The organism is Cellulosimicrobium cellulans (genome assembly GCF_016907755.1).
Taxonomy (GTDB): Bacteria; Actinomycetota; Actinomycetes; order Actinomycetales; family Cellulomonadaceae; genus Cellulosimicrobium; species Cellulosimicrobium cellulans_D.
Genome location: NZ_JAFBCN010000001.1, coordinates 1,440,812 through 1,465,487, shown reverse-complemented (window position 1 = coordinate 1,465,487; position 24,676 = coordinate 1,440,812). Strand labels below are relative to the sequence as shown.

The 24,676-nt window shown below is 74.8% G+C and carries 23 protein-coding genes; 14 read left to right on the top strand and 9 right to left on the bottom strand.

Going from position 1 to position 24,676, the window contains the following annotated elements; genetic code table 11:
• The first annotated feature begins 13 nt into the window (after positions 1-13).
• The gene (gene glpK / locus JOE63_RS06315) at positions 14-1,531 is read left to right on the top strand and encodes a glycerol kinase GlpK (protein WP_087471196.1); all 1,518 of its coding nucleotides are present in this window, start codon (positions 14-16) and stop codon (positions 1,529-1,531) included.
• Positions 1,532-1,670: 139 nt separating this feature from the next.
• On the opposite strand, the gene JOE63_RS06310 is transcribed toward glpK, so the two are convergent.
• Entirely contained in the window at positions 1,671-2,324 is a 654-nt protein-coding gene (locus JOE63_RS06310; RefSeq protein WP_204540031.1) for a maleylpyruvate isomerase N-terminal domain-containing protein, read from the bottom strand.
• Positions 2,325-2,416: 92 nt separating this feature from the next.
• Here JOE63_RS06310 and JOE63_RS06305 point away from each other — a divergent pair, with 92 nt between their 5' ends.
• Positions 2,417-3,382 carry an NAD(P)-dependent alcohol dehydrogenase gene (locus JOE63_RS06305; RefSeq protein ID WP_204540028.1) on the top strand — a complete coding sequence of 322 codons (966 nt, stop codon included), beginning with the start codon at positions 2,417-2,419 and terminating at the stop codon, positions 3,380-3,382.
• 10 nt (positions 3,383-3,392) lie between these two features.
• Positions 3,393-4,703, top strand: coding sequence for an alpha/beta fold hydrolase (locus JOE63_RS06300; protein ID WP_374058998.1), 1,311 nt, complete (start codon positions 3,393-3,395; stop codon positions 4,701-4,703).
• A gap of 81 nt (positions 4,704-4,784) precedes the next feature.
• On the opposite strand, the gene JOE63_RS06295 is transcribed toward JOE63_RS06300, so the two are convergent.
• Entirely contained in the window at positions 4,785-6,299 is a 1,515-nt protein-coding gene (locus tag JOE63_RS06295; protein ID WP_087471193.1) for an XRE family transcriptional regulator, read from the bottom strand.
• A gap of 117 nt (positions 6,300-6,416) precedes the next feature.
• On the opposite strand from JOE63_RS06295, the gene JOE63_RS06290 reads away from it, so the two are divergent.
• From JOE63_RS06290 to JOE63_RS06280, 3 genes are all read left to right on the top strand, one after another.
• Positions 6,417-8,369, top strand: a complete 1,953-nt coding sequence (locus JOE63_RS06290) for a phosphoenolpyruvate carboxykinase (GTP) (protein WP_204540025.1) — start codon at positions 6,417-6,419, stop codon at positions 8,367-8,369.
• Positions 8,370-8,522: 153 nt separating this feature from the next.
• On the top strand, positions 8,523-9,182 hold the full coding sequence (locus tag JOE63_RS06285) for a PRC-barrel domain-containing protein (protein ID WP_087471191.1): 660 nt from the start codon (positions 8,523-8,525) through the stop codon (positions 9,180-9,182).
• Positions 9,179-9,865, top strand: coding sequence for a DUF4153 domain-containing protein (locus JOE63_RS06280; RefSeq protein ID WP_204540022.1), 687 nt, complete (start codon positions 9,179-9,181; stop codon positions 9,863-9,865). Before JOE63_RS06285 ends, JOE63_RS06280 begins: the two co-directional genes overlap by 4 nt.
• Positions 9,866-9,911: 46 nt before the next feature.
• Here the strand turns inward: JOE63_RS06280 and trpS are convergent, their stop codons facing one another.
• Positions 9,912-11,060, bottom strand: coding sequence for a tryptophan--tRNA ligase (gene trpS / locus JOE63_RS06275; RefSeq protein ID WP_204540018.1), 1,149 nt, complete (start codon positions 11,058-11,060; stop codon positions 9,912-9,914).
• A 241-nt stretch (positions 11,061-11,301) separates the two neighbouring features.
• On the opposite strand from trpS, the gene JOE63_RS06270 reads away from it, so the two are divergent.
• On the top strand, positions 11,302-12,225 hold the full coding sequence (locus tag JOE63_RS06270) for a S1C family serine protease (RefSeq protein ID WP_204540015.1): 924 nt from the start codon (positions 11,302-11,304) through the stop codon (positions 12,223-12,225).
• Between the two features lie 46 nt (positions 12,226-12,271).
• Complete coding sequence (locus tag JOE63_RS06265; protein WP_307839972.1) at positions 12,272-13,150, top strand: SMP-30/gluconolactonase/LRE family protein; 879 nt, start codon at positions 12,272-12,274, stop codon at positions 13,148-13,150.
• A 39-nt stretch (positions 13,151-13,189) separates the two neighbouring features.
• Here the strand turns inward: JOE63_RS06265 and JOE63_RS06260 are convergent, their stop codons facing one another.
• Positions 13,190-14,044 (bottom strand): fumarylacetoacetate hydrolase family protein, encoded by an 855-nt coding sequence (locus JOE63_RS06260; RefSeq protein WP_204540012.1) that lies wholly within the window; start codon positions 14,042-14,044, stop codon positions 13,190-13,192.
• Between the two features lie 83 nt (positions 14,045-14,127).
• Complete coding sequence (locus JOE63_RS06255) at positions 14,128-15,132, bottom strand: C-terminal binding protein (RefSeq protein ID WP_204540009.1); 1,005 nt, start codon at positions 15,130-15,132, stop codon at positions 14,128-14,130.
• Positions 15,133-15,201: 69 nt separating this feature from the next.
• Between JOE63_RS06255 and JOE63_RS06250 the strand changes: the two genes are divergently transcribed.
• The 3 genes from JOE63_RS06250 to JOE63_RS06240 all read left to right on the top strand — a co-directional run bounded on the left by JOE63_RS06250 (position 15,202) and on the right by JOE63_RS06240 (position 17,045).
• Positions 15,202-16,014 carry an SDR family NAD(P)-dependent oxidoreductase gene (locus tag JOE63_RS06250; RefSeq protein ID WP_204540006.1) on the top strand — a complete coding sequence of 271 codons (813 nt, stop codon included), beginning with the start codon at positions 15,202-15,204 and terminating at the stop codon, positions 16,012-16,014.
• A 91-nt stretch (positions 16,015-16,105) separates the two neighbouring features.
• Positions 16,106-16,438: a nuclear transport factor 2 family protein gene (locus JOE63_RS21640; RefSeq protein WP_307839971.1), complete on the top strand. Its 333-nt coding sequence runs from the start codon at positions 16,106-16,108 to the stop codon at positions 16,436-16,438.
• Between the two features lie 121 nt (positions 16,439-16,559).
• Positions 16,560-17,045, top strand: coding sequence for a GNAT family N-acetyltransferase (locus tag JOE63_RS06240; protein WP_053369537.1), 486 nt, complete (start codon positions 16,560-16,562; stop codon positions 17,043-17,045).
• 27 nt (positions 17,046-17,072) lie between these two features.
• Here the strand turns inward: JOE63_RS06240 and JOE63_RS06235 are convergent, their stop codons facing one another.
• The 4 genes from JOE63_RS06235 to JOE63_RS06220 are packed head-to-tail and all read right to left on the bottom strand — an operon-like array spanning position 17,073 to position 21,626.
• Positions 17,073-17,924 (bottom strand): SDR family NAD(P)-dependent oxidoreductase, encoded by an 852-nt coding sequence (locus tag JOE63_RS06235; protein ID WP_307839970.1) that lies wholly within the window; start codon positions 17,922-17,924, stop codon positions 17,073-17,075.
• On the bottom strand, positions 17,921-19,204 hold the full coding sequence (locus JOE63_RS06230) for an enolase C-terminal domain-like protein (RefSeq protein WP_307839969.1): 1,284 nt from the start codon (positions 19,202-19,204) through the stop codon (positions 17,921-17,923). Before JOE63_RS06230 ends, JOE63_RS06235 begins: the two co-directional genes overlap by 4 nt.
• Positions 19,201-19,998, bottom strand: coding sequence for an SDR family NAD(P)-dependent oxidoreductase (locus JOE63_RS06225; RefSeq protein ID WP_307839968.1), 798 nt, complete (start codon positions 19,996-19,998; stop codon positions 19,201-19,203). Before JOE63_RS06225 ends, JOE63_RS06230 begins: the two co-directional genes overlap by 4 nt.
• Positions 19,995-21,626 (bottom strand): hypothetical protein, encoded by a 1,632-nt coding sequence (locus JOE63_RS06220; RefSeq protein ID WP_204539999.1) that lies wholly within the window; start codon positions 21,624-21,626, stop codon positions 19,995-19,997. The genes JOE63_RS06225 and JOE63_RS06220 overlap by 4 nt, the downstream gene beginning before the upstream one ends.
• A 149-nt stretch (positions 21,627-21,775) precedes the next feature.
• Between JOE63_RS06220 and JOE63_RS06215 the strand changes: the two genes are divergently transcribed.
• The 3 genes from JOE63_RS06215 (at position 21,776) to JOE63_RS06205 (ending at position 24,542) form a co-directional block, all read left to right on the top strand.
• Entirely contained in the window at positions 21,776-22,462 is a 687-nt protein-coding gene (locus JOE63_RS06215; RefSeq protein WP_204539996.1) for a GntR family transcriptional regulator, read from the top strand.
• 111 nt (positions 22,463-22,573) lie between these two features.
• Positions 22,574-23,323 (top strand): SDR family oxidoreductase, encoded by a 750-nt coding sequence (locus JOE63_RS06210; RefSeq protein WP_204539993.1) that lies wholly within the window; start codon positions 22,574-22,576, stop codon positions 23,321-23,323.
• Positions 23,324-23,477: 154 nt separating this feature from the next.
• Positions 23,478-24,542: a GNAT family N-acetyltransferase gene (locus JOE63_RS06205; protein ID WP_204539991.1), complete on the top strand. Its 1,065-nt coding sequence runs from the start codon at positions 23,478-23,480 to the stop codon at positions 24,540-24,542.
• The last annotated feature ends 134 nt before the right edge of the window (positions 24,543-24,676 follow it).

Sequence of the window (24,676 nt, the reverse complement as noted above, 5' to 3'; positions counted from 1 at the left end):
GACTGAACGCACCATGGCCGACTACGTTCTCGCCATCGACCAGGGGACCACGAGCTCCCGGGCCATCGTCTTCAACCACTCCGGGGAGATCGTCTCCACCGGGCAGCTCGAGCACGACCAGATCTTCCCCCGCGCAGGGTGGGTGGAGCACAACCCGGAGCAGATCTGGAACAACGTCCGCGAGGCCGTGGGCCTCGCCCTGACCCGGGCGAACGTCACCTACCAGGACATCGCCGCCGTCGGCATCACGAACCAGCGCGAGACCGCGGTCGTGTGGGACAAGAACACCGGCAAGCCGGTCTACAACGCGATCGTCTGGCAGGACACCCGCACGCAGAAGATCGTCGAGGAGCTCGGCGGCTCGGACGGCCCCGAGAAGTACAAGTCGGTCGTCGGCCTGCCGCTCGCGACCTACTTCTCCGGCCCCAAGGTCAAGTGGATCCTCGACAACGTCGAGGGCGCCCGCGAGGCTGCCGAGCGCGGCGACCTGCTGTTCGGCAACACCGACACGTGGACGCTGTGGAACCTCACCGGCGGGGTCAACGGCGGCGTGCACGTCACCGACGTGACCAACGCGTCGCGCACCATGCTCATGGACCTCGACACCCTCTCGTGGCGCGAGGACATCGCCGCCGACATGGGCATCCCCCTGTCCATGCTCCCCGAGATCAAGTCCTCGTCCGAGGTCTACGGGCACGGGCGCCAGCAGGGCCTCCTGCCGGGCGTGCCGATCGCCGGCATCCTCGGCGACCAGCAGGCCGCGACGTTCGGGCAGGCGTGCTTCGAGGTCGGGCAGGCCAAGAACACGTACGGCACCGGTAACTTCATGCTGCTCAACACGGGCACCGAGAAGGTCATGAGCGAGAACGGCCTGCTCACGACCGTCTGCTACAAGATCGGCGACCAGCCCGCCCGCTACGCGCTCGAGGGCTCCATCGCCGTCACCGGGTCGCTCATCCAGTGGCTGCGCGACAACCTCGGCATGTTCGAGGACGCACCCGACGTCGAGTGGCTCGCCGGGAAGGTCGAGGACAACGGCGGCGCCTACTTCGTGCCCGCGTTCTCCGGCCTCTTCGCCCCGTACTGGCGGCCCGACGCGCGCGGCGCGCTCGTCGGCCTCACCCGGTACGTCAACCGCAACCACATCGCCCGCGCCGCGCTGGAGGCCACGGCCTTCCAGACGCGCGAGGTGCTCGACGCCATGAACGCCGACTCCGGCGTCGACCTCACCGAGCTGCGCGTCGACGGCGGCATGGTCGCCAACGAGCTGCTCATGCAGTTCCAGGCCGACCAGCTCGGCGTCGACGTCGTGCGGCCCAAGGTCGCGGAGACCACCGCGCTCGGCGCCGCCTACGCCGCCGGCATCGCCGTCGGGTTCTGGCAGGGCGAGCAGGACGTCATCGACAACTGGGCCGAGGACAAGCGCTGGTCGCCGTCCATGGAGTCCGACGAGCGCGAGCGCCTCTACCGGAACTGGAAGAAGGCCGTGACGAAGACGTTCGAGTGGGTGGACGAGGACGTGGAGCAGTAGTCCCCTCCTCGACGGAGGACCCGCCTTCTCGTCCGGAGGGGGTGGGGTGGTGTCGCCACCACCCCACCCCCTCCTTCGCGCGTCGCCTCGCGTGCGGGGCTCCGTGCCACCACGTCCGGAGTGGGGACCAGGGCGCGGGTCAGCCGAGGCTGAGGGGCAGGCGGGTCGCCAGGGGGCCCAGCGCGGCGCGCTCCGCGGCCGTGGGGGCGCGGCGGCCCGTGACGACGCGCAGCGCGTCCGGGTCCGCGAGCGACGGCGGGACCGGCGCCCCCAGGAGGGCCTCGACGAGAGCGCGCGACGCCGCGAGCGCCTCGGCCGGCGGGTCGGCAGCGGCGGGCACGTGCGCGACGAGGTCGAGGTGGTGCACGGTCCACTCCAGGACGTACGCGTCGAGGAGGTCGCGCACCGTGAGCGTCTCGCCCTGCGTCCCGACGACGGCCGTCGGGTCCGCGAGCTCGGCCGCCCGGCCCGCCGCGGCGAGGAGGTCGTCGACGTGGTGCCGCAGGGCGCCCGGCCGCCCGAACGCCGCCGCCAGCCGCGCCACGAGGCGTCCGTGAGGGTCGGGGTGCTCCTCCGCGTCGCCCGCGCGCCAGTACGCGACCGCGTCGACGGTCGGCGCGGCGTCCTCCGGGGTCACGAGGGTGACGAGGACGTCCTGCGCGCCGATGGTCAGGTGGCACACCAGGTCGCGCACCAGCCAGCCCGTGCAGCCCGACGGCCGCTCCCAGTCCTCGTCGGCGAGGCTGTCCACGGCGTCCTGCAGGGCTGTCACCGCCCGGGTGAAGAGGAGCATCTCGGCACGGTAGCCCCGTTGGCCTGACCGGCCCAGCACATTCCTGCGCCGCCGCGCTCGCTCCCGCCCGCGGGAGTCCCTACGGTGGTCGGGTGCGCGCGTGGGTCTACGAGCGGTACGGCGGCGTCGACGAGCTGCGGCTCCGGGACGTGCCGATCCCTGCGCCGACGAAGGGCGAGGTCCTCGTCGAGGTCGTCGCGACGTCCGTGAACCTGTCGGACTGGGAGGCGCTGCGCGGCAGCCCGGGCTACGCCCGGCTCGACGGCCTCCGCGCGCCGCGCACCCACGTCCTGGGGTCCGACGTCGCCGGTCGCGTCGTCGCGGTCGGGGACGGCGTCACGCGCTTCCGTCCGGGGGACGACGTCTACGGCGACAACCTCCCGCGCCGGGGCGGGTTCGCGGAGTACGTGGTGATGCCGGAGACGGCGGTGACGCACAAGCCGGCGGCGCTGACCTTCGCCCAGGCGTCCGCCCTCCCCCAGGCGGGCTCCATCGCGCTGCAGGCCCTCGCGTCGGCGGCGCCGGGGGCTCGCGTGCTGGTCAACGGCGCCGGCGGGGGTTCCGGGAGCCTCCTGGTCCAGCTCGCGGTCGCGCGGGGCCTGCACGTCACCGCGGTGGACAACGCGGGCAAGCTCGACTTCCTCGAGAGGCTCGGGGCGCACGCGGTGATCGACTACCGACGGACCGACTTCACGCGGACCGGCCCGTACGACCTCGTGGTCGACCTCGTCGCCCACCGGTCGGTGTTCGCCTACCGCCGCGCGCTCGCCCGCCGCGGCCGGTGCCTCATGGTCGGGGGAACCCTGCGGACGCTGCTCCGCATGCTCACCGTCGGGCCCGTCCTCGGAGTGCTGACCGGTACCCGGCTCGGCGTCCTCTTCGTGCGGCAGGGCCCGCGTCAGTTCGCGCCGCTCGCCGACCTGTGCGCCGCGGGCGACGTCGAGATCCACGTCGACAGCACCTTCCCCTTCGCGGAGGTGCCCGCCGCGCTCACGCTGCACGGCGAGGGACGCGCCCTCGGAAAGGTCGTCGTCAGCGTGCGCGACGCCGCTGGCTAGGGTGGTGCGCGTGAGCGTCGTGCGCGAGACCAGCTACAGCCTCCCCGGGATCCACGTCACCGACCGCGAGCTCGAGGTGCCGCTCGTCTGGGGCGACGACGCCGACCCGCGCCGCCTGACCGTCTTCGTGCGCGAGCTCGTCGACCCGGTGCGGCGCCGGGACGACCTGCCGCTGCTCGTCTTCCTCCAGGGCGGTCCCGGCGGCAAGGGGCCGCGCCCCACCGGCCCCGACGGCTGGGTCGGCACGGCGCTCGAGACCCACCGCGTCGTGCTGCTCGACCAGCGCGGCACCGGCCGTTCGTCGGCCGTGCGGGGCGCTGCGCTGGCGGCCCGCGGGTCGGGCACCGCCCAGGCCGAGCACCTGTCGCACTTCCGCGCCGACGCGATCGTCGCCGACGCCGAGCACGTGCGACGCACGGTCTACGGCGGACGGCGCTGGTCGTCGCTCGGCCAGTCGTACGGCGGGTTCCTCACCATGACCTACCTGTCCCGGGCGCCCGAGGCCCTCGACGCGTGCTACGTCACGGGTGGCCTGCCGGGCCTGACGGCGGACGCGCGCGACGTCTACCGCCGCACCCAGCCGCGCGTCGTCGCGAAGAACGCGGCCTACCGCGAGCGGTACCCCGAGGACGCGACCCGCCTCGCGCGCGTCGCGGACCGCCTGGCCGTGGGCGACGTCCGGCTCCCCGACGGCGACGCGCTCACCGTGCGCCGGCTCCAGTCGCTCGGCATGGACCTCGGCATGAAGCCGGGACCCGAGCGCATCCACTGGGTCGTCGACGAGGCGTTCGACGCCGCCGCGCCCGACGAGCTCACCGACACGTTCCTCGCGGAGGTCGCCGCGGCGACGTCGTTTCGCACCAACCCGCTCTACGCCGTCCTGCACGAGTCGATCTACGCGCAGGCCGGCACCGGCCCGACGGCCTGGGCGGCCGAGGCCGTGCGCGCCGAGGACCCCGCGTTCGACCCGGCCGCGCGCCCGCTGCTGCTGACCGGCGAGATGATCTACCCCTGGATGTTCGACGAGGTCGCCGCGCTGCGGCCGTTCCGCGCGGCGGCGGAGGCGCTCGCCGCCCGCGACGACTGGCCGGACCTGTACGACCTCGACGTGCTCGCCCGCAACGAGGTGCCCGTCGAGGCGGCGGTGTACTTCGACGACATGTTCGTCGACGCGGGCCTGTCGCTCGAGACCGCCGCGCGCGTGGGCAACGTCCGCACGTGGGTGACCAACGAGTTCGAGCACGACGGCCTGCGCACGGGCGACGTCCTCGCCCGCCTGCGCGACCGCCTCGCCGCCCGAGGCGGCCCCCTCCCCACGTGACCCTCCACCTGCTGTGGGCGTGAAATGGGCTCGGCTGAAGCGCTTCAACCAGGCCCATCTCCCGCCCACAGCAGGTGAAGGTCAGTGTTTCGACGGGGCGTGCTTGGCCAGGAACGCGTAGACCTCTGTCGCGTCGACGCCCGGGAACGCGCCGGACGGGAGCGCGGAGAGCACGTGCTGGTGCATGCGGGCGCTCGGCCACGACGCGTCCTGCCAGCGTGATGCCGCGTCGGCGGCGGGGCGGCGGCAGCACGACTCATCCGGGCACGACGACTGGCGCCGCACGGTCGTGTCGCGGCCGCGGAACCACTTGGCCGACGCGAACGGCACGCCGACGGCGATCGAGAACTGGCCGGTCGTCGTCGTGCCGGTCTGGGTCGAGCACCAGAACGTCCCGGCGGGGGTGTCGGTGTACTGGTACGACTCCTGCGCGCGGTCGCGGCGCGTGAACGCCTCCCGGACGGCCCACCGGCGGCAGACCATCTGGCCCTCGATCGCGCCCGTCACGTCGGCGGGCAGGGGCAGGCCGTCGTTCTCGTAGCCGCGGAAGAGCGCGCCGTCGTCGCCGACGCGCAGGAAGTGCAGCGGGATGCCCAGGTGCACGGTCGCGAGGTTGGTGAAGCGCTGCGCCGCGGCCTCGTGCGTCACGCCGAACGCGTCGCGGAGGTCCTCGACGGCGAGGTCCTTCTCGCGCTTGCGCCGCTCGAGGAAGTCGACGGCGGCGGACTGCGGGATGAGGCAGCACGCCGCGAAGTACGTGATCTCGACCCGCTGGCGCAGGAACTCCGCGTACGAGCGCGGCCGCTCGTGCCCGAGGACCCGGTGCGCGATCGCCTGGAGCGCGAGCGAGCGCAGGCCGTGCCCGCCGGGGATGGATGCGGGCGGCAGGTAGATGCGCCCGTTCTCCAGGTCGGTGACGGTGCGCGTCGAGTGCGGCAGGTCGTCGACGTGCCAGATGGTGAAGCCGAGCTGCTCGGCCATGCGCGCGACCGTGCGGTGCGTCAGCGCCCCGACCGTGTACCCGGCCGCGCGCGCCATGTCCTCGGCGAGCTCCTCGATCTCCGGGTAGTAGTTGTCGCGCGCCTGCCGTTCGAGGCGCAGCTCCGTGTTGGCGCGACGCGCCTCCTCGGGGGTCGCGACGGCCTCGGTCGCGCGGCGCTGGAGCTCGGCGTGCAGGCCGACGAGGTTCTCCAGGACCGGGAGCGGGAGCTTCTGGCTCGCCTTCACGGAGGGCAGCCCCAGCCCGGCGAAGAGCGGCCCCCGCTGTGCGCGGTCGAGCGCGATCTCCAGGGCGGCCCGGCGCGACGGCGGCTCGTCGGTGAGCAGGTCGGTGACCGGGACGTCGAGCGCCTGAGCGAGGTGCTGCAGGAGCGACAGGCGCGGCTCGCGGCGCCCGTTCTCGATCATCGACAGCAGGCTGGGGGCGGTCCCGACCGCCGCTCCGAGCGCGTCGAGCGTGAGGCCGCGGGTCGTGCGGAAGTGGCGCAGGCGGCGGCCGAGGGTGATGAGGTCGGCCTGCGGCGGGGTCGGCGCCGGCTCCGCCGCGCGGCTCCCGGTCGGGGTGTTCGGCGGGACCGAGGACGACGAGGTGGCCATGGCTTGACGGTACGTCAAGATCGACGAATCTTCACAGCGTCCGGGCTCGAAAACTGCCGCCATGCAGCACGAGGGTGGAGGGAGCACGAGGCCACCGCCGACCCCAGGGAGCACCCCATGACCACTGCCGCCCGCACCGCCCGCACCCGCCGCACGCGGTCTGCCGCCCTGCTCGACGACGTCGAGACCGACCTCGTCGGCCTGGTGGCGACGTCCGGCACGAACCCGGGCTCCGCCGTCGGCTCCCGGGACGGCGACCCGCGGCCCCGCGACGCCCGCGCGTGGGTGCGCGAGATCGCGAACCTCACCGAGCCGGACGCGATCGTGTGGTGCGACGGCTCCGCGGCGGAGAAGCAGCGGCTGACCGACCTGCTCGTCGACGCCGGGACGCTGCTCCCCCTCGACCCGGAGCTGCGGCCGGGCAGCTACCTCGCGCGGTCCGACCCGAGCGACGTCGCGCGCGTCGAGTCGCGCACGTTCATCTGCTCGCGCGACGAGGTCGACGCGGGCCCGACGAACAACTGGCGCGAGCCCGAGGTCATGCGGGCCGAGCTGCGCGGGGTGTTCGACGGCGCGATGCGCGGCCGGACCCTGTACGTCGTCCCGTTCTCGATGGGCCCGGTGGGCGGCCCCATCTCGCAGGTCGGCATCCAGGTGACCGACTCACCGTACGTCGTCGTCAGCATGGGGATCATGACGCGCGTCGGGACGGCCGTCATGGACCTCATCGACGCCGGGGCCGCGTTCGTCCCGGCCGTCCACTCGGTCGGCGCGCCCCTGGTCGACGACACGGGCGCGGTCGCCGAGGACGTGCCGTGGCCGTGCAACGACACGAAGTACATCGTCCACTTCCCCGAGACGCGCGAGATCTGGTCGTACGGCTCCGGGTACGGCGGCAACGCCCTGCTGGGCAAGAAGTGCTTCGCGCTGCGCATCGCGTCCGCGATGGCGCGCGACGAGGGCTGGCTCGCCGAGCACATGCTGCTCATCCGCGCGACGTCGCCCGAGGGCCGCGCCTACCACCTGGCGGCCGCCTTCCCGTCGGCGTGCGGCAAGACGAACCTCGCGATGCTGCGCCCGACGATCCCCGGCTGGACGGTCGAGACGATCGGGGACGACATCGCGTGGCTGCGCCCCGGTCCCGACGGCCGCCTGCGCGCCATCAACCCCGAGGCGGGCTTCTTCGGCGTCGCGCCCGGCACCGGCGCCGAGACCAACCCCGCAGCGGTCGAGACGTTCGCGCGCGACACGATCTTCACGAACGTCGCGCTCACCGACGACGGCGACGTCTGGTGGGAGGGCCTGACCCCCGAGCCGCCCGCGCACCTGATCGACTGGACCGGCCAGGACTGGACGCCCGACTCCGGCCGCCCCGCCGCGCACCCGAACTCGCGGTTCACGGTCGCCGCGGCGCAGTGCCCCACGATCGCCGACTCGTGGGAGGACCCCGAGGGCGTGCCGATCGACGCGATCGTGTTCGGCGGACGCCGCGCGACGAACGTCCCGCTCGTCGCGCAGGCGTACGGGTGGGAGCACGGCGTCTTCATGGGCGCGACCATCTCCTCCGAGCAGACGGCCGCCGCCGAGGGCACCGTCGGCGCCCTGCGCCGCGACCCGTTCGCCATGCTGCCCTTCTGCGGCTACAACATGGCCGACCACTGGGCGCACTGGCTGCGCGTCGGGGCGTCGCTCGACCCCGACAAGCGACCGAAGGTCTTCCAGGTCAACTGGTTCCGCAAGGACGCCGACGGCCGCTTCCTGTGGCCCGGGTTCGGCGAGAACTCGCGCGTGCTCGCGTGGATCGCGGCGCAGGTCGACCGCTCGCGCGGCGTGCGTACCGACTGCGGCGCGGTCAAGAGCCCCGTCGGCCTGCTCCCTGCGCCCGGTGCGCTCGAGCTCGGTGGCCTCCACCTGGACGACGGCGACCTCGACGCCCTGTTCGACGTCTCGCCCGAGCAGTGGCTCGCCGAGGCCGAGCTGACCGCCGAGTTCTTCGACACGTTCGGCAACCGCGTCCCCGACGAGCTCTGGGCGCAGCTCGCCCGGCTGCGGGACCGCCTCGGCGCCTGACCCGCCGGCCGCGACCGCGCCGCGTCGCCCACGCGCGGGTGACGCGGTGCGGGACGCGTGCCGCCCACGTGCGTGCGCCCGTGCACGCTCGCACGATGGAGGTGTCGGCTCCAGCAGACGGGCCTCGGTGCAGCACCGTCCGAAGGACCCATCATGATCAGCACGGACCAGATCGAGAGGCTGCTCTCCGGCGGCACCGTCGTCTCGCAGGCCGGTGAGAAGGTCGGCAAGGTCGGCCAGGTCTTCCTCGACGACCACAGCGGCGAGCCCGCGTGGGTGACGGTCAAGACCGGCCTGTTCGGCACCGCCGAGTCCTTCGTGCCCCTCGCGGACGCGGACGTCCAGGGCGACGAGATCCGCGTCCCGTACACCAAGGACACGGTCAAGGGCGCTCCCCGGGTCGACGACTCCGAGGGACACCTCTCGCTCGAGGAGGAGGCGGAGCTCTACCGCTACTACGGAGGTCGCTCGACCTCCGCCGACGCCAACCCCTCCCACGACGAGAGGTCCCGACGAGAGGACGCCGCGAGCGAGGGTGTCGCGAGCGACGGCGCAGCGGGCGACGAGGGCGTGGTCGGCAGGCACGCCGCCGGTCCGGCCGCGGACGACGCGGCGGTCGCACCCGGCGGGACGAGTCCTCGTCCCGGGCCCGCCACGGGCGACACGTACCGCCTGCGTCGGTACGTCGTCACCGAGTACATCGCCGAGGCCGTCCCGGCCGACGCGGTCCCTCCGGCGGCAGAGCCTCGTGACGCGAGCGCCACGGGCGGCACGTCCACAGGAGACGCATCCCGAGAGGAGCACCGGTCATGAGCACCGGCTACGGGGTCACCCCGCCCCAGAACGATCCCCGCGACCCCGACCGGCGGGACGACCGCGTCGGAGCGGACCCTGCCCGCGACGAGCGCGCCGCGTCCGGACCTGTGGCACGCGACCGCGAGTCGGTCGTGGCACGCGAGAAGGAGGAGTACGGCGGCATCAAGCTCGGCTCCGCCTTCTTCGGCTGGCTCACCGCCACCGGGACCGCCGTCATCCTCACCGGCCTGGCCGCCGCTGCGGGGGCGGCCTTCGGCCTCTCCGGCACCACCGACGCCCAGGAGGCCGTCGACCAGGCGACCGAGAACGCGGAGACGATCGGCATCGTCGGCGGCATCGTGCTGGTCGTGGTGCTGTTCGTCGCCTACTACTGCGGCGGGTACGTCGCGGGCCGCATGGCGCGCTTCGACGGCGCGAAGCAGGGCGTCGCGGTGTGGCTGTGGGCCGTGGTCATCGCGATCGTGCTCGCCCTGCTGGGCCTCGTGGCGGGCAGCCAGTACAACGTGCTGTCGCAGCTCAACACGTTCCCCCAGATCCCGGTGAGCGCGAGCGACCTCACGACCGGCGGTGTCATCGCCCTCGTCGCGGCCGCCGTGGTGAGCCTCGTGGGCGCCGTCCTCGGCGGCATCGCGGGCATGCGCTTCCACCGCAAGGTGGACCGGGCCGGCCTGGACGTCTGAGGGTCGGGGCGGGATCGCCGCCCCGACCTGTAACCGTGAGCGTGCGTCAGTACGACGTGCCCATGAGGTCGCGGACGTCGGCGAGGGTGCGGTCCGCGATCGCGTCGGCCCGCGCGTTGCCCTCGCGGAGCACGTCGAGCGGGTCGGGGCCGTCGCCGGCGGCGAGGGCTCGCCTCCGGGCGCGCAGGGGGCGCAGGTGCTCGACGAGCGCCTCGGTCACCACGTGCTTGAGCCGGCCCGCGCCTGCCACCCCCACCTCGTCCGCGAGCGCCTCCGGCGTCGTCCCTGCGGCGACCGCGCCGAGCGTGAGGAGGTTCGCGACCTCCGGCCGACGCTCGGGCTCGTAGGTGACGTGCCGCTCGGAGTCGGTGCGGTGGCGGCGCACGAAGCGCGCGGTGGCGTCCTCGTCGTCGCGCAGCTCGAGCGCGTTGCCCGCGGACTTGCTCATCTTGCGGCCGTCGGTGCCGAGGACGGTCGGGGCGGGCGCGAGCAGGACGTCGGGCTCGGGGAAGTACGGCTGCGCGGCGGCGTAGCGCTGGTTGAAGCGCCGCGCGATGGTGCGTGTGATCTCGACGTGCGGGAGCTGGTCCTGGCCGCCGGGGACGAGGTTGCCGTGGCAGAACAGGATGTCGGCGGCCTGGTGCACGGGGTAGGTGAACAGCAGGCCGCTCATGGGCCGCCCCTGCCGGGCCGCCGCTGCGGCGGCCTCGGCCTTGACCGTCGGGTTGCGCTCGATCTCGGCCGTCGTGACGAGGCTGAGGAACGGGAGCAGGAGCTGGTTGAGGGCGGGGACGGCGGAGTGGGCGAAGATCGTCGTCCGGGCGGGGTCGATCCCGGCGGCCAGGTAGTCGAGGACGACCTCGCGGACGGTGCCGCGCAGGTCGCCGGCGTCGTCGCGGTCGGTGATGACCTGGTAGTCGGCGACGACGAGCACGACGTCCACGCCGTCGTCCTGGAGCCGGACGCGGTTCGCGAGGGTGCCGAGGTAGTGGCCCAGGTGCAGCGCGCCGGTCGGGCGGTCGCCGGTGAGGACCCGGAACCCGGACGGGTCGGTCGCGAGGCGCGCCTCGATCTCGGCGGACCGCTCTCGCGCGGCGGCGACGGACGCGGTCGAGGACGGCGGTGCGGACGACGGACCGGACGGTGCGGCAGCGGTCGGACGGATCGTCTCGGTCGGGTCGAGGGTCGTGGTCATGGTGCTCTCCTTCGATGGGGAGCCACGCACCACGCCCGGTCGAGGACCGGAGAGGCCCGGACATGACGACGTCCCGGCTGCGGCGCGCAGCTCGGGACGTGGACAGGACTGGTCACGGCTGCGGAGGCAGCCACCACCAGCTCTGCGTGATCATGCGATCACCCTACGCCTCGGCGGGCGGCGTCCCGTCCGCCGACGGTGAACGCCGGACGGCCTCGTCCGCATCCGGCGTTGACCCGACATGGGCCCTCTCGACGACTACTCGCGGACCGTCTCGGGCGTCGCGGCCCGCGTCATGCCGGCCGTCGCGGCGCTGCGGCTGCGGCACGGGGCGCGCGAGGCCGGCGGCTCGGCGGTCGTGCTCACGGCCGACGGCCTCCTGCTGACGAACGCCCACGTGGTCGGCCCCGCGACGCGCGGCACCGCGGCGTTCTCCGACGGCACGACCCGACCCTTCGACGTCGTCGGCACCGACGTGCTCTCCGACCTGGCGGTCGTGCGCGCCCGCGGCGAGACCCCGGACCCGGTGGCGCTGGGCGACGCCGACGGGCTCGTCGTCGGTCAGCTCGTCGTCGCGATCGGGAGCCCGCTGGGACTCTCGGGGACGGTGACGGCCGGCGTCGTGAGCGCGCTCGGGCGCTCGCTGCCGACGCGGGACGGGACGGCGGCGCGCATCGTCGAGGACGTGATCCAGACCGACGCCGCGCTCAACCCGGGGAGCTCCGGCGGCGCGCTCGCGACCGCCGACGCACGCGTCGTCGGCATCAGCACGGCGGTCGCGGGCGTCGGGCTCGGGCTGGCGGTCCCCATGAACGCGACGAGCCGGCGCATCGTCGACGCGCTCGTCCGGGACGGTCGGGTGCGGCGCGCGTACCTGGGGGTCGCGAGCCAGCCGGTCGCCGTCGCGCCCGACCTCGCCGCGCGCACGGGCCACGACCAGGCGCTCCGCGTGGTCCACGTCGTCCCCGGGAGCCCCGCCGACACGGCCGGGCTGCGCGTCGGCGACCTGATGATCCGGGCGGGCGGCACCGACACGGTCGAGGCGCAGTCGCTCCAGCGCCTCATGCTCGACGAGGCGATCGGGCGTCGCCTCGAGATCACCGTGCTGCGGGGCGAGGCGATGGTGGACGTGGTCACGGAGCCGGTCGAGCTCGGGCGGTCGTGAGCCCTCGGCGTCCGCCGTGACCGTGCGCGTCGGGGAGGATGGTCCGGTGCCCCAGATCGCCGTGGAGAACGTCACCGGACCCGTCGCGCACCACGGGGAGGGTCCCGTCTGGTCGCCGTCGTGGGGCGGCCTGCGCTGGCTCGACATGCTCGCGGGCGACCTGCTCACGCTGCGCGCGGACGGCGCCGTCGAGCGTCTCCACGTGGGCGACCACGCGGCCGTGGTGCGGCCGCGGACCGGCGGCGGGTTCGTCGTCGGGCTCGCCCGCGGGCTCGCGGTCGCGGACTCCGACGGCTCGCCCGTGCGGGCGCTCCCGGCGCTCTTCGACGACCCCACGGTCCGCCTCAACGAGGGCGCGGCCGGCCCCGACGGCGCCTTCTACGCGGGCGGCATGGCCGACGGCGCACGCGCGGGAGCCAGCTCGCTGTTCCGCGTCGAGGCGGACGGCGCGTCGCGGGTCGTCGTCGAGGACGTGACGTGCGCGAACGGGCTCGCCTTCTCCCCCGACGGGACGCGCGCCTACTGGACCGACTCGCTCACGCACCGCATCGACGTGCTCGACGTGGTGCCGGCCGCGGAGGACCCGCGCGGGCTCGTGCGACGCCGCCCCTTCGTCGCGGTGGACCCCGCCGACGGCCTGCCCGACGGGATCGCCGTCGACACCGAGGGCGGCGTCTGGGTCGCGCTCTGGGGCGGCGCCGCCGTCCGCCGCTACTCCCCCGACGGCACGCTCGACGCCGTCGTCCCGCTCCCGGTGTCGCAGGTCAGCGCGTGCACGTTCGGCGGCGACGGGCTCGACGAGCTGTACGTCACGACGTCGCGCCAGGGCTTCGGGACGCCCGGCCCGGACGAGGCCGCGTCGGGGTCGCTGTACGTCGCGCGACCCGGGGTGCGCGGCCTGCCCGCGCTCCCCTTCGCCGGCTGAGCGGGAGGGAGCCAGACGCGGGCAGGCGGCGGTCGAGGCTCAGCGCACGGCGTCGCGCACGCGCTGCTCGGCGCGGCCCAGGCCGTCGATCTCCAGCGCGACGACGTCGCCGTCGCGCAGGTACGGGAACCGGCCCGAGAGCGCGACGCCCTGGGGCGTGCCGGTGTTGATGAGGTCGCCGGGCTCGAGGACCATGTACTGCGACAGGTGGTGCACGAGGTAGGCGACGTCGAAGATCATGTCGGCCGTCGTCGAGTCCTGGCGGGGCTCGCCGTTGACCCAGGACCGGAGCCCGAGATTCTGGACGTCCACCTCGTCGGCGGGGACGAGCCACGGGCCGAGCGGGTTGAACGTCTCGCAGCTCTTGCCCTTGGACCACTGCCCGCCGGAGACCTTCATCTGGTAGTCGCGCTCGGAGACGTCGTGCGACAGGACGTAGCCCGCGACGTGGTCGAGCGCCTCCTGGGGCGACGACAGGTAGCGCGCCCGGCGGCCGATCACGACGCCGAGCTCGACCTCCCAGTCGACGGTCGTCGCGCCGGGCGGCACGAGGACGTCGTCGTACGGGCCGACGACGGTGTTCGAGTGCTTCCAGAAGACGATCGGGACGTCGGGCGGGGTCGAGCCGGACTCGGCGGCGTGCTCCGCGTAGTTCATCCCGACGCACACGACCGCCGTGGGCCGCGCGACCGGTGCGCCGACGCGCAGGTCGTCCGCGCCGTCGAGCACGGGGAGCGCGCCCGCGGCGAGCGCCGCGCGGGCCCGGCCGACGCCGTCGGTCGCGAGGAACGCGCCGTCGATCTCGGCGGTGAGCGGGTCGAGGGAGTACACGACCCCGTCCTCGCGGACGGCGGGACGCTCCTGGCCGAGGGGGCCGAGTCGGACGAGCTGCACGGGTGGGTCTCCTAGGTCTGGGGCGGGTGGGGCCACCGCGGCGTGCTGCGGAGCCCCACGGTGCGGGAGCAGTGTGCGCGTTCTCAGGCGAGGGCGCGTGCGTGGTCCGGGTTCACGATCGACGGCACGGGACGGCCCGCGAGGAAGTCGACGGCGTTGCGCGCGGTGTGCACGGGGAGGTCCTGCATCGCCTCGGGCGAGAACCACGCGGCGTGCGGGGTGAGCAGCACGTTGTCCAGGGTGCGCAGGCGTGAGTCGGCGGGCAGCGGCTCGGTCGCGTAGACGTCGAGCGCGGCCGAGCCCACGTGGCCCGACGCGAGCGCGTCGGCGAGCGCGTCCTCGTCGACGAGCGGCCCGCGGCACGTGTTGACCACGCGCACGCCGGGCTTCGCGGCCGCGAGCGTGCGGGCGTCGAGCAGGTGGCGCGTCGACTCGGTGAGCGGGGCGTGCAGCGTGATGACGTCGGCGCGCGCGACGGCCTCGTCGATCCCCACGGCCTCGTGCCCGTCGGACGCCACGGCCTGCGCGTCGACGAACGGGTCGTGCACGAGCACGCGATAGCCGAGCGCCCGGGCGGAGCGCGCGACCTCGGAGCCGATCCGCCCGTACCCGATCACGGCGACGACGGTGCTCGACAGGCGCGCGGCGTGCTGCGCCGTCGGGGCCCACGTGCCGGCGCGCAGCGCGCGGTCGTAGGCGACGAGGCCGCGGTCGAGCGTGAGGATCATCGCGACCGTGTGGCTCGCGACCTCCTCGATGCAGTAGGTCGGGGTGTTCGCGACGGCGACGCCGCGCTCGGTGGCGGCCACGACGTCGACCATGTCGTAGCCGATGCCCATGCGCGAGACCATGCGCACCCCGCCCGGACCGGCGACGGCGTCCAGCACCCGCGCCGTGATCGGGGCCCACTGCACGACGAGCGCGGAGGGTGCCGACCCGCTCGCGGCGGCCTCCTCGACGGCGGCGATCACCTCGTCCTCGGTGCGCGCCGCCGCGCGCACGGCCCGCAGCCCGGCGGCGGTCAGGGTGTCCTCGCACGCGGTCCCGGGCAGGTCGCAGTCGGTGATGACGACGGTGTCGGCTGTCATGCGAGGATGCTATAGCAAATAGCACCCTCGACCAACCCTCGGGCCGGTCGGATGCTATAGCGTGGCCTCATGACCCTTGCCCCGGACGGCGCTCGCCGCCGACTCGCCCTCGTCACCGGCGCCAGCTCCGGCATCGGTGCCGCCACCGCCCTCCAGCTCGCGCGCGACGGGTACGACGTCTGGCTCACCTACACCGGCGGCGAGGCCGGCGCGCGGGCCACCGCCGCCCGGTGCGAGGAGGTAGGCGCCGCGACGCGCGTCTCGCGCCTCGACCTGCGCGACACCGCGTCCGTCGAGGCGCTCGTCGCCGAGGTGACCGTCGCGTGGGGGCGCCTCGACGTGCTCGTCAACAACGGCGGCGTGTGCCCGTACCGCGCGCTCGACGACATCGAGCTCGACGAGTGGGACCTCGTCATGGAGACCAACGCGCGCGGCACGTTCGTGCTGTCGCGCGCCGCGCTCCCGCTGCTGCGCGCGGGCCGGCCTGAGCCCGCAGGGGCCAGTGTCACGCCCGACGAGCGGGTCGCGCGCGACCGCGCCATCGTCAACCTCTCGTCCATCGCGGGCGAGCAGGGCGCACTGAAGACCGGCGTGCACTACGCCGCGAGCAAGGCCGCGATCCTCGCCATCACGCGCTCGTTCGCGCGCATCCTCGCGAGCGAGGGCATCCGCGTGAACGCCGTGACGCCCGGCCCCGTGACGAGCGCGATCACCGACCAGCTCGCCCCCGACGCCCGCGCCGGGCTCACCGCGTCCATCCCCCTCGGGGACTTCGGCACGCCCGACGATGTCGCCTGGGTCGTCGCGTCGCTCGCCTCCCCGCGCGCAGGGTTCGTCACGGGCGCGACGTACGACGTCAACGGCGGCGTCCGGATCGACTGACGCTCCTTGCTGCCGCCGCACGCGGCAGCCGCTCCCCGGCTCGGCCTCCGCGCGAGGCCGAGCGTTCCGTACCCCTGCCGAGGAGGCATCCGTGACCACCACTCCGTCCGCCGTCGTCACCGCCCAGGTCGACGCCTTCAACGTCCGCGACCTCGACGCGTTCTGCGCGACCTACGCGCCCGACGCCGTCGTGAGCGGCGTGACGCCCGAGCCGATCGTCGGTCGCGACGCCCTGCGCGCGTTCTACGCGAGCCGGTTCGAGGACACGGCGCTGCACTGCGTCATCGACGCGTCCGTGACGTTCGGCGACCGCTGGCTCGTCGCGCGCGAGCTCGTCACGACGTCGAACGGCACCGGCGAGACCATCGCGACGTTCGAGGTCCGCGACGGCCTCATCACCCGCGCGAGCATGGTCAAGGGCTGACGCCCACACGCACCGGGCGCGACGCTCGACTCCTCCCTGCCGCATCCTCCCGCCACCGGGCCGGAGCCGTCCGGGGAGAATCCGCGGGACCGCGGCGAGACGCGAGCGGTACCGTCCGATCATGACCGACGTCGCCACCGACCGCCTCGTGCTCCGCGCCTACGCACCCGAGGACGAGGACAACTTCACCGGGCTCCTCGGCGACCCCGTGGTCACCCGCTGGATGGGCGTTCCCGCCCGGCCGCTCCGCGAGGTCTTTCGCTCGGTCGTCGCCGCGGAGCCCGCCTGGGACATCTGGGCGATCTGGGCGGACGGCCGCTACGTCGGCCATGGCGAGCTCAAGCCGAGCCCGGACCCGCACGTCGACGGCCACGAGCTGGTCTATGCCCTCGTTCCGGACGCGTGGGGCCGTGGCCTCGGCACCGAGATCGCGGAGGGCATCACGAAGCACGGCCTGGAGACGCTCGGGCTGGACGCCGTCCACGCCACCGTCGCCCCGGAGAACGAGGCCTCCCTGCGCCTCCTGCGTCGGCTCGGGTACGTCGACGCCGGGTCCTGGGTCGACGACGACGGCGACGAGACGCTGTGGCTGGTCAGGAGGGGCTAGGGACCGACGGGTGCTCGTGCGCCGGGTTCAGGTGAGGCCGTACCGCGCGTCGAGGTCGGGGTCGTGGGGCGGGTTGCCGAACGACGCGGTCCAGGCGCCGTCGGCGGCGATCGACTGGCCGGACACGTAGCCGGCCTCGTCGGACAGCAGGAACGCGACGAGGGCGGCGATCTCCGCGGACTCGGCGATGCGGCCGAGCGGCGGGCCCTCGGCGAGGGCGCGCTCCTCGGCGGCCGGGTCGGCCGCGCGGGCGATCTGCGCGTCGAGGTGCGGGGTGCGCACCCCGCCCGGCGCGACGGTGTTGGCGCGGATGCCGTACCGCCCGTACGTCACGGCGACGGAGCGCGCGAGCGCGTCGATGCCGCCCTTGGTCAGCTCGTAGGCGGCGTGGTCGGCGAACGCCGCGCGGCCGTGGATCGAGCCGATGTTGACGATCGACCCCCCGCTCACCTGGTCGGTGAACGCCTCGACGGCGGCGGCGCAGCCCCAGAGGTAGCCGAGACCGTTGATCTCGACGACGTCGCGCGCGTCCTGCTCGACCTGTGCCGCACGCTCCGGGTCGGCGAGCGCGTGCAGCGGCGTGCGGACGGTGATGCCCGCGTTGTTCACCCATCCGGCGAGCGGCGCGAGGTCGCGCGCGGCGCGGGCGGCCTCGCGGTGGGTCTCGCGGTCACGGGAGTCCCCCAGCACGACGGCGGCGCACACCCCCTCCTCGACCGTCCCCGAGCCGGGGGTGCGCTCCAGCCCGACGACGGTCCACCCGTCGGCGGTGAGGCGCGCGGCCACGGCGCGGCCGATGCCCTTGCCGCTGCCGGTGACGACGACGCTGCGGTGCCTGTTCAGGTGCCTGCTCGCGGGTCCGGCCGCGGGTCCTGTCACGAGGGCTCCTCCAGGTCGAAGCGGTCAGGGTCGAGCGTGAAGCCCAGGCCGGGCGCGTCGGGCGGGGTGGCGTGGCCGCCGTCGAACGCCGGACCGCCGCGCACGAGCAGCGGCGCGGGGTCGTAGGGGTTCCCCGCGGGCGAGCGGTCGAACGTCTCGACGCCGATGCCCGCCGCCCCGCCCAGGTGCACGCTGACCTCCGGGTACACGTGGCTGGAGACCACCATGCCGCGCGCCGCCCACGCGCGCACGAGCGGGTCGGCGACCGTGATGCCGCCGATCGCGACGACGTCGACGCGCGGCACGTCGAGCGCGCCCAGCATCGCCAGGTGCGCGAAGACCTCGGGGTCGGTCACCTCGTCGCCCACGGACAGCGGCAGCCCGGACGCGTCGCGCACGCGCGCGGCGCCGACCGCGTCCTCGGGGAGCAGGGGGTCCTCGAGCCACGCGAGTGCGGGCTCGACCTCTCCCGACTGCCCCACCGCACCCGTGACGCCCCACGCGTCGAGGTCCGCGAGCGCCTCGTCCGCGTCGCGCCAGCCGAAGCCCACGTCGACGACGACGCCGCTGCGCCCCGCGACGGTCGGCCGGCCCGTGACCTCGGGCAGCTCGGCGCGCAGGATCGCGAGCAGGTCGCGCATGAGGACGCGGTCGGGCGAGCGGGAGATCTTCAGCAGCGGCCACCCGGCGCGCGCGTGCGCGAGCACCTCGTCCGCGACGTCGCGCGCGGTGCGTCCCGGCGTCGGGTAGGCGGCGACGAGGATCGCCGGACGCGGCGCAGCGACCGCACCGGGTGGCACGTCGCCGTGCTCGGCCGCTCCCGGGTGCGGGGACCCGGCGGGGTCCGCGCCGTCGTCGAGCAGGGACCACACGGGACGACCGGCGAGGCGGCCCGCGAGGTCCCACAGCGCGACGTCGACCAGGCCGATCGCGCGCCGCACGAGTCCCACGCGGCCGACGATCGCGGACCCGCGCAGGGCCGCTTCCCACGCGGCGCCGACGCTCTGGCGCGCGGCGACGCCGTCGGACGCCACGACCTCGCGGCCCACGACGTGCGGGGCGACGAGCCGGTCCACGAGCTCGGCCATGGGCGCCTCACGGGTGAGCGCGTACGACTCCCCTGCGACCGTCCGGCCGTCGTCCGTCTCGGCGACGACCCGCACGCCGACGTACTCGCGGCGCTCGACCGTCATCGCGCCGAGGCGCAGCGGCTGCGGCAGCGGGACGACCGTCGTCGCGGTGCGGACGGCGACGACGCGCGCGGCGGGCCCCACGCTCACTCCGGCTTCTTGGCGAGCGGCACGCCGTAGTCGACGAGGAACCCGCCGTCGACGTAGACGGTCTGGCCGACCATGTACGCGGCCTGGTCGGACACGAGCCAGCTCACCGCGTTCCCGATCTCCTCCGGCTGGGCGAGCCGGCGCGCGGGGATGCGCGCGAGGATCGTCTCCTCCGAGAGCGTGCCCTGCGCGACGCCCTGGCGGAACACGCCCGTGTCGATGTACCCGGGGGCGACGGCGTTGACCCGCACGCCTCGGGCGGCCCACTCGGCACCCGCGGTCGCAGTGAGCCCGATGACGGCGGCCTTGGTCGTCGAGTAGGGCGCCCGGCCCGCGGAACCGCGCGCCGAGACGGACGAGATGTTGACGACCGCGCCCCGTCCCGCCGCGAGCATGTGGCGACCCGCGGCCTGGAGGCACGCGAAGACGCCGTGCAGGTTGACGTCCACGACGGCCGACCACTCGTCCCACGTGAGGTCCTCCAGCGCGCGGTGGCGCTGGATGCCCGCGTTGTTGACGAGCGCGTCGATCCCGCCGAACGCCGCGGCGAGGTCGTCGAACGCGGCGCGCACGGCGGCGTGGTCCGTGACGTCGAGCGGGGCCCAGACGAGCCCGGGCGCGTCGGGGACGGCGCCGAGGTCGAGCGCGGGGAGGTCGTGCTGCACGACGTCCGCGCACACGACCCGGAACCCGTCGGTCGCGAGGCGCTCGGCGACGGCGCGGCCGATGCCGGCCGCTCCCCCGGTGACGACGGCGAGCGGGACGCGCAGGGCGTCGGGGGCGGGGGTGGTCACTGGTCCTCCTCGGGGACGGTGCGGGTCGGGGACGTGGGCGCCGCGGGTGGTGGTGCGGCGATGCCGGGAGGCCAGGCCGCTGCGCCGGCGAGCACGTCGTCGACGACCGCGCACGCGTGCCGCTCCAGGCGCTCGAGCGAGCCCGGCGCGAGCGGCGACTGCCACGCCTGGTAGGCGCCGACGTCGTACGCCTCGCGCGTGGGCAGGTAGACGAAGCCGGGGCCGTTGGTGAGGTTCGCGACGACGACGGGCCGTGCCCCGGCGTGGGCGCGCACCGTGCGCTGGAGGCGCGAGTACGCCTCCCCCGGGTGCGCGACGAGCAGCGCCTCGCCGACGCGCCACACCCACGTGGGGTGCGGCACGGTGGGGCCGGTGACGTAGCCGTCGCGCAGGTTCCGCGCGCGGCGCAGGCGCTCCTCGCGCGAGCGGGGGTCGATACTCGCCCACTCGGCCTCGAGCTCGTCCCACGTCGGGAGGTCGCGCAGGTCGAGCGTGACAGCCTCCTCGACGGCGGCGAGCGTGCGGGCGTCGGGGCGGGCATCGGTGCCGGTGCCGGGGAGCGCGGCCGACGGCGCGGGCTCCCAGACCGCGAGCGGCGCGCCGGACTCGACGACGCGGGTCAGCTCGAGCTCCGTGCCCGGCGGCGGGAGCTCGGCGAGCGCCGCGAGCACGGCGTGGCCGAGCGACGTGCCGTGGCGGTCGGCCACGGCGGTGTCGCCCGTGTACTGCTCGCGCGGGGCGAGCTCGCCCGACGCGCCCTGGAAGAACGCGACGGGGGCGCCCGTCTCGCGCTCGACGAGGTCGCGCATCGCGCCCACGTAGTCGGGCGAGACGAGCCGGTTCTGCCACGCGAGCGTCGTCGGGTGGCACGCGTAGTTGACGATCGTCGCGAGGGTGACGGGATCGCCTGCGGGCGCGGCGTCGTCGGGCCGGCTGTCCGCCGCGCCGGGCGCGGGGCGCGCCGTGAGGCGCCCGACGACGACCGTGTCGTCCGCGGGGTCGGCGCCGGGCGAACGCGGGGTGCCGGCGTCGGGGTTGAAGCCGACGAGCGGGCGCGGGGTGCTTCCGGCGGTGGTCCCCGCGTCCCCGCCGGCGCAGCCGTCGAGCAGCGCCTCGCGGTTGGACGCGAGGCCGCAGCGCCCGGTGGTCCACTCGAGGGTCGCGGGCCGGAGCGACGCGATCGCCTCCACGGCGGCGTCGGCCGCGGCACGCGCGAGGTCGCGCAGGTACTCGACGCCGCGGTCGCCGCCCGGGAGGTCGGCGTCGCCCGAGCACAGGACGGGCCCGGCGTGCGTGTGGGAGAGCGAGACGAGCAGGCGCTCCACGGGCAGGCCGGTCGCGTCGAGGACGGTCGTGCGGAGCGTCGTCTCGTCGTCGACCCGGCGCCACCACGTGCCGTCGACCGTCACGAGAACGAGCGGGTCGGGAACGCCGTCGGCCGGGGTGCGCTCCTCGGCGAGGGCGACCGCCGTGAGCGTCATGGCGCGGTGCGCACCCTCGGAGACGTCCCAGTCCGCCGGGCCCCAGTTGCGCGCCCGGACGCCCGGGACGGGCGTCACGTCGCGGACGGCGACGCCCGCCAGTCCGACGAACGCAGGGACGGGGGCCCGCGTGTGCAGGGCGACCATCGCACCTCCTCTGGGCTCAGGAGTGCCGATGCTATAGCATGTTGCTCGGTCGACACGTCCGACCAGGGACGGCGCCGTGGCCGCTATCCTTCGGGGCGTCGACCGACGACGATCCGAGCCCGCCGCCCCCACGACACCACGGAGAAGCCATGGCGCTCAAGAGCGTGCCGGACCAGAACGTCGCCGACCGGGTGACGGTCGAGCTGCGCGAGGCCATCTTCAGCGGCGACCTCGGGCCGGGCGAGCGGCTCGTCGAGCGCAAGCTCGCCGAGCGCCTCGGCACGAGCCACATCCCCGTCCGCGAGGCGCTCACGCGGCTCACGCAGGAGGGCCTCGTCGAGCGGCTCCCGCACCGCGGCGCGCGCGTCGCCGCCCTCACGAGCCGGGACCTCGAGGAGATCTCGAGCCTGCGCACGCTGCTGGAGCAGTTCGCCGTCGTGCGGGTCCAGGACGCCTGGGACCCGGCGAAGGAGGCGAGGCTGCGCAAGACGGTCCAGCAGATGGTCCAGGCGGCGGAGAAGGGCAGCAACGCGCGCGTCTTCGAGCTCGACCGGCGCTTCCACGAGCAGCTCTGGGAGATGGCCGACCACCGCATGCTCATGACGCTCAACGCGCAGCTCCGCAGCCGCATCACGGGGTTCCTGCGCGCCGCGAACGCCGCGCTCGAGCCCGAGGCGCGCGTCGCGCACGCCCGCACCCACGAGCTCATCGTCGACGCCATCGCGGGCGGCGACCCGGGGGCGGCGCAGCGCGTCATGGCCGAGCACATCGGCGAGGCCGCCGCCCGCCTCGCGAGCCACACCGAGGGCGAGGCGGAGCCCGCCGTCGGGGCCTGAGCCCGCGCCGCCCGCCGGCGGCGCGTCCCGCCCAGCCGTCACAGCCCGGCGGGACGCCCGGTCGACCTGAGGAGGATGCACCCGCATCCACCGATCTCAGGGAGGCACCACATGGCTCGCATCATCGTCGTCGGCGGCACCGGGCACGTCGGCTCGCGCGTCGTCGAGAAGCTCACCGCGCACGGGCACGACGCCGTCGCCGCATCACGCCGCACGGGCGTCGACGCGTACACCGGCGCAGGGCTGACGGAGGCGCTGGCCGGCGCCGACGTCGTCGTCGACACCACCCAGGCGCCGTCGTACGTCCCCGACGAGGTCCGGGACTACTTCGCCACGTCGACCGCGAACCTCGTCGCGGCGGAGAAGGCGGCGGGCGTCCGCCACCACGTCGCGCTCACCATCGTGGGCACCGACCGCCCGCAGGGCATCGGCTACTTCCACGGCAAGGCCGAGCAGGAGCGCGTCGTCCGCGAGTCGGGCGTGCCGTACTCGCTCGTGCACGCGACCCAGTTCTTCGAGTTCACCCCCGCGATCATCGGCACGGCGGCACAGGGGGACACCGTGCGGGTGTCGTCGGCGTCGATCCAGCCGATCGCCGCCGAGGACGTCGCGACCGCCGTCGCGCGGATCGCCGCCAGGGAGCCCGTGGGCGACGTCGAGATCGCCGGGCCGGAGGTCCTCGCGATCGGCGACCTGGTGCGTCGGACGCTCGCGGCGCAGGGCGACGGGCGCGAGGTCGTCACGGCGGACGACGCGCCGTACTTCGGGGCGCTGATCGAGGAGCGCACCCTCGTGGCCGTCGACGGCGCGCAGATCTTCGGCACGCGCCTGGCGGACTGGCTCGCCGCGCAGGCAGCCTGACGGTGCACCCCGGGTGGCGGCACGCCGCCGCCCGGGGTGTCGTGCGCGCCCAGCCCGGCCCGCACGGTCCGTCGCGTCGCACGCCGACGGTCGTCCCGCGACCCTACTTTTGCTATAGCATCCCGTCAACACCGCCTCGCGACCCTGGACGGCCATGCACCTGCGCACCGCCACGCCCGACGACGTCCCCTCCCTCTACGCGCTGTGGGACCGCGCGTTCGACGCGCCGCTCATGGTGCCGGTCTACGAGACCGACGACAGCCGGCTCGACCGCACGCACGTCGCCGTCGACCCGCTCCACGGCGGGGTGGTCGGCTCGGTGTACTGGACGCCGCGTGATCTCGGCGGGCCGGACGGCGACACGCTGCGGGCAGGCGGCGTCGCCAACGTCGCGACCGCCCCCGAGGCGCGAGGCCGAGGCCTCGTCCGCGCGCTGCTCTCCCGGGCCGTCGAGCAGATGGAGCAGGACGGCACCGACGTCGCGCTGCTGTTCACCGGCACCCCCGACGTCTACCGGTCGAGCGGCTTCGAGACGTTCGACGTGGCGCTCCTGCGCGGTGCGCCGCGTCCTGTCGGCGACCCGGACACCGCGGTCTCCGATCCCGCGGACGACATGCTCGCGGCGAGCGCACCGGGGCCGGGCACGGAGGGCGACGCTCCGGTGCGGGTCCGCACCGACCGGCTGCCGGGCGTCCCGTGGCCCGCGTGGTCCGTCGCGCTCGAACGGGAGCAGCTCGCCGCACTGCACGACGGGTTCGACGTCGCGGCCGGCGGCCCGCGACCCCTCGCCACCCGACGCACCTCCGAGCACTGGGAACGCCGCATCCCGCTCTGGTACTCCGGCGCCGAGGTGTTCACCGCGCGGGCCGGCGACGGGAACGTCGTGGGCTACCTCGTCCTCGAGCCCGGGTCGGGCGCCCTGAAGGTCCGCGAGCTCGGCGTCGACCCGGCGTCCGACCATGCGAGCGAGGTCGTCGACGCGCTCGCGCGCACGACGCTCCAACGGGCAGGCCTCCACGCCTCCCCCGTCGTGGAGGTCCGCCTGCCCACGCACGCACTCACCGACCGCTTCGTCGCGGCGACGCTCGACGCACCCGTCGCCGACACCGATACGACCGGGATGCTCCGACCCGTCCGGGCAGGTTCCGACGCCGTCGACCAGCTCCGCGACACCGCCGCGGCCGGGGTGGGCTTCCACTGGCCCGGCGACTACCTCTAGGCCGATCGCGGGTCGCCGCGAGCGCACCGTTGGTTCAAAGACTTGCTTTTGCTATGGCATACGTCGATGGCCGCCAACCCGCCTGACCTGCACCGACGCCTTCCAGCTCCCTCTTGACGATGCCATAGCATTTG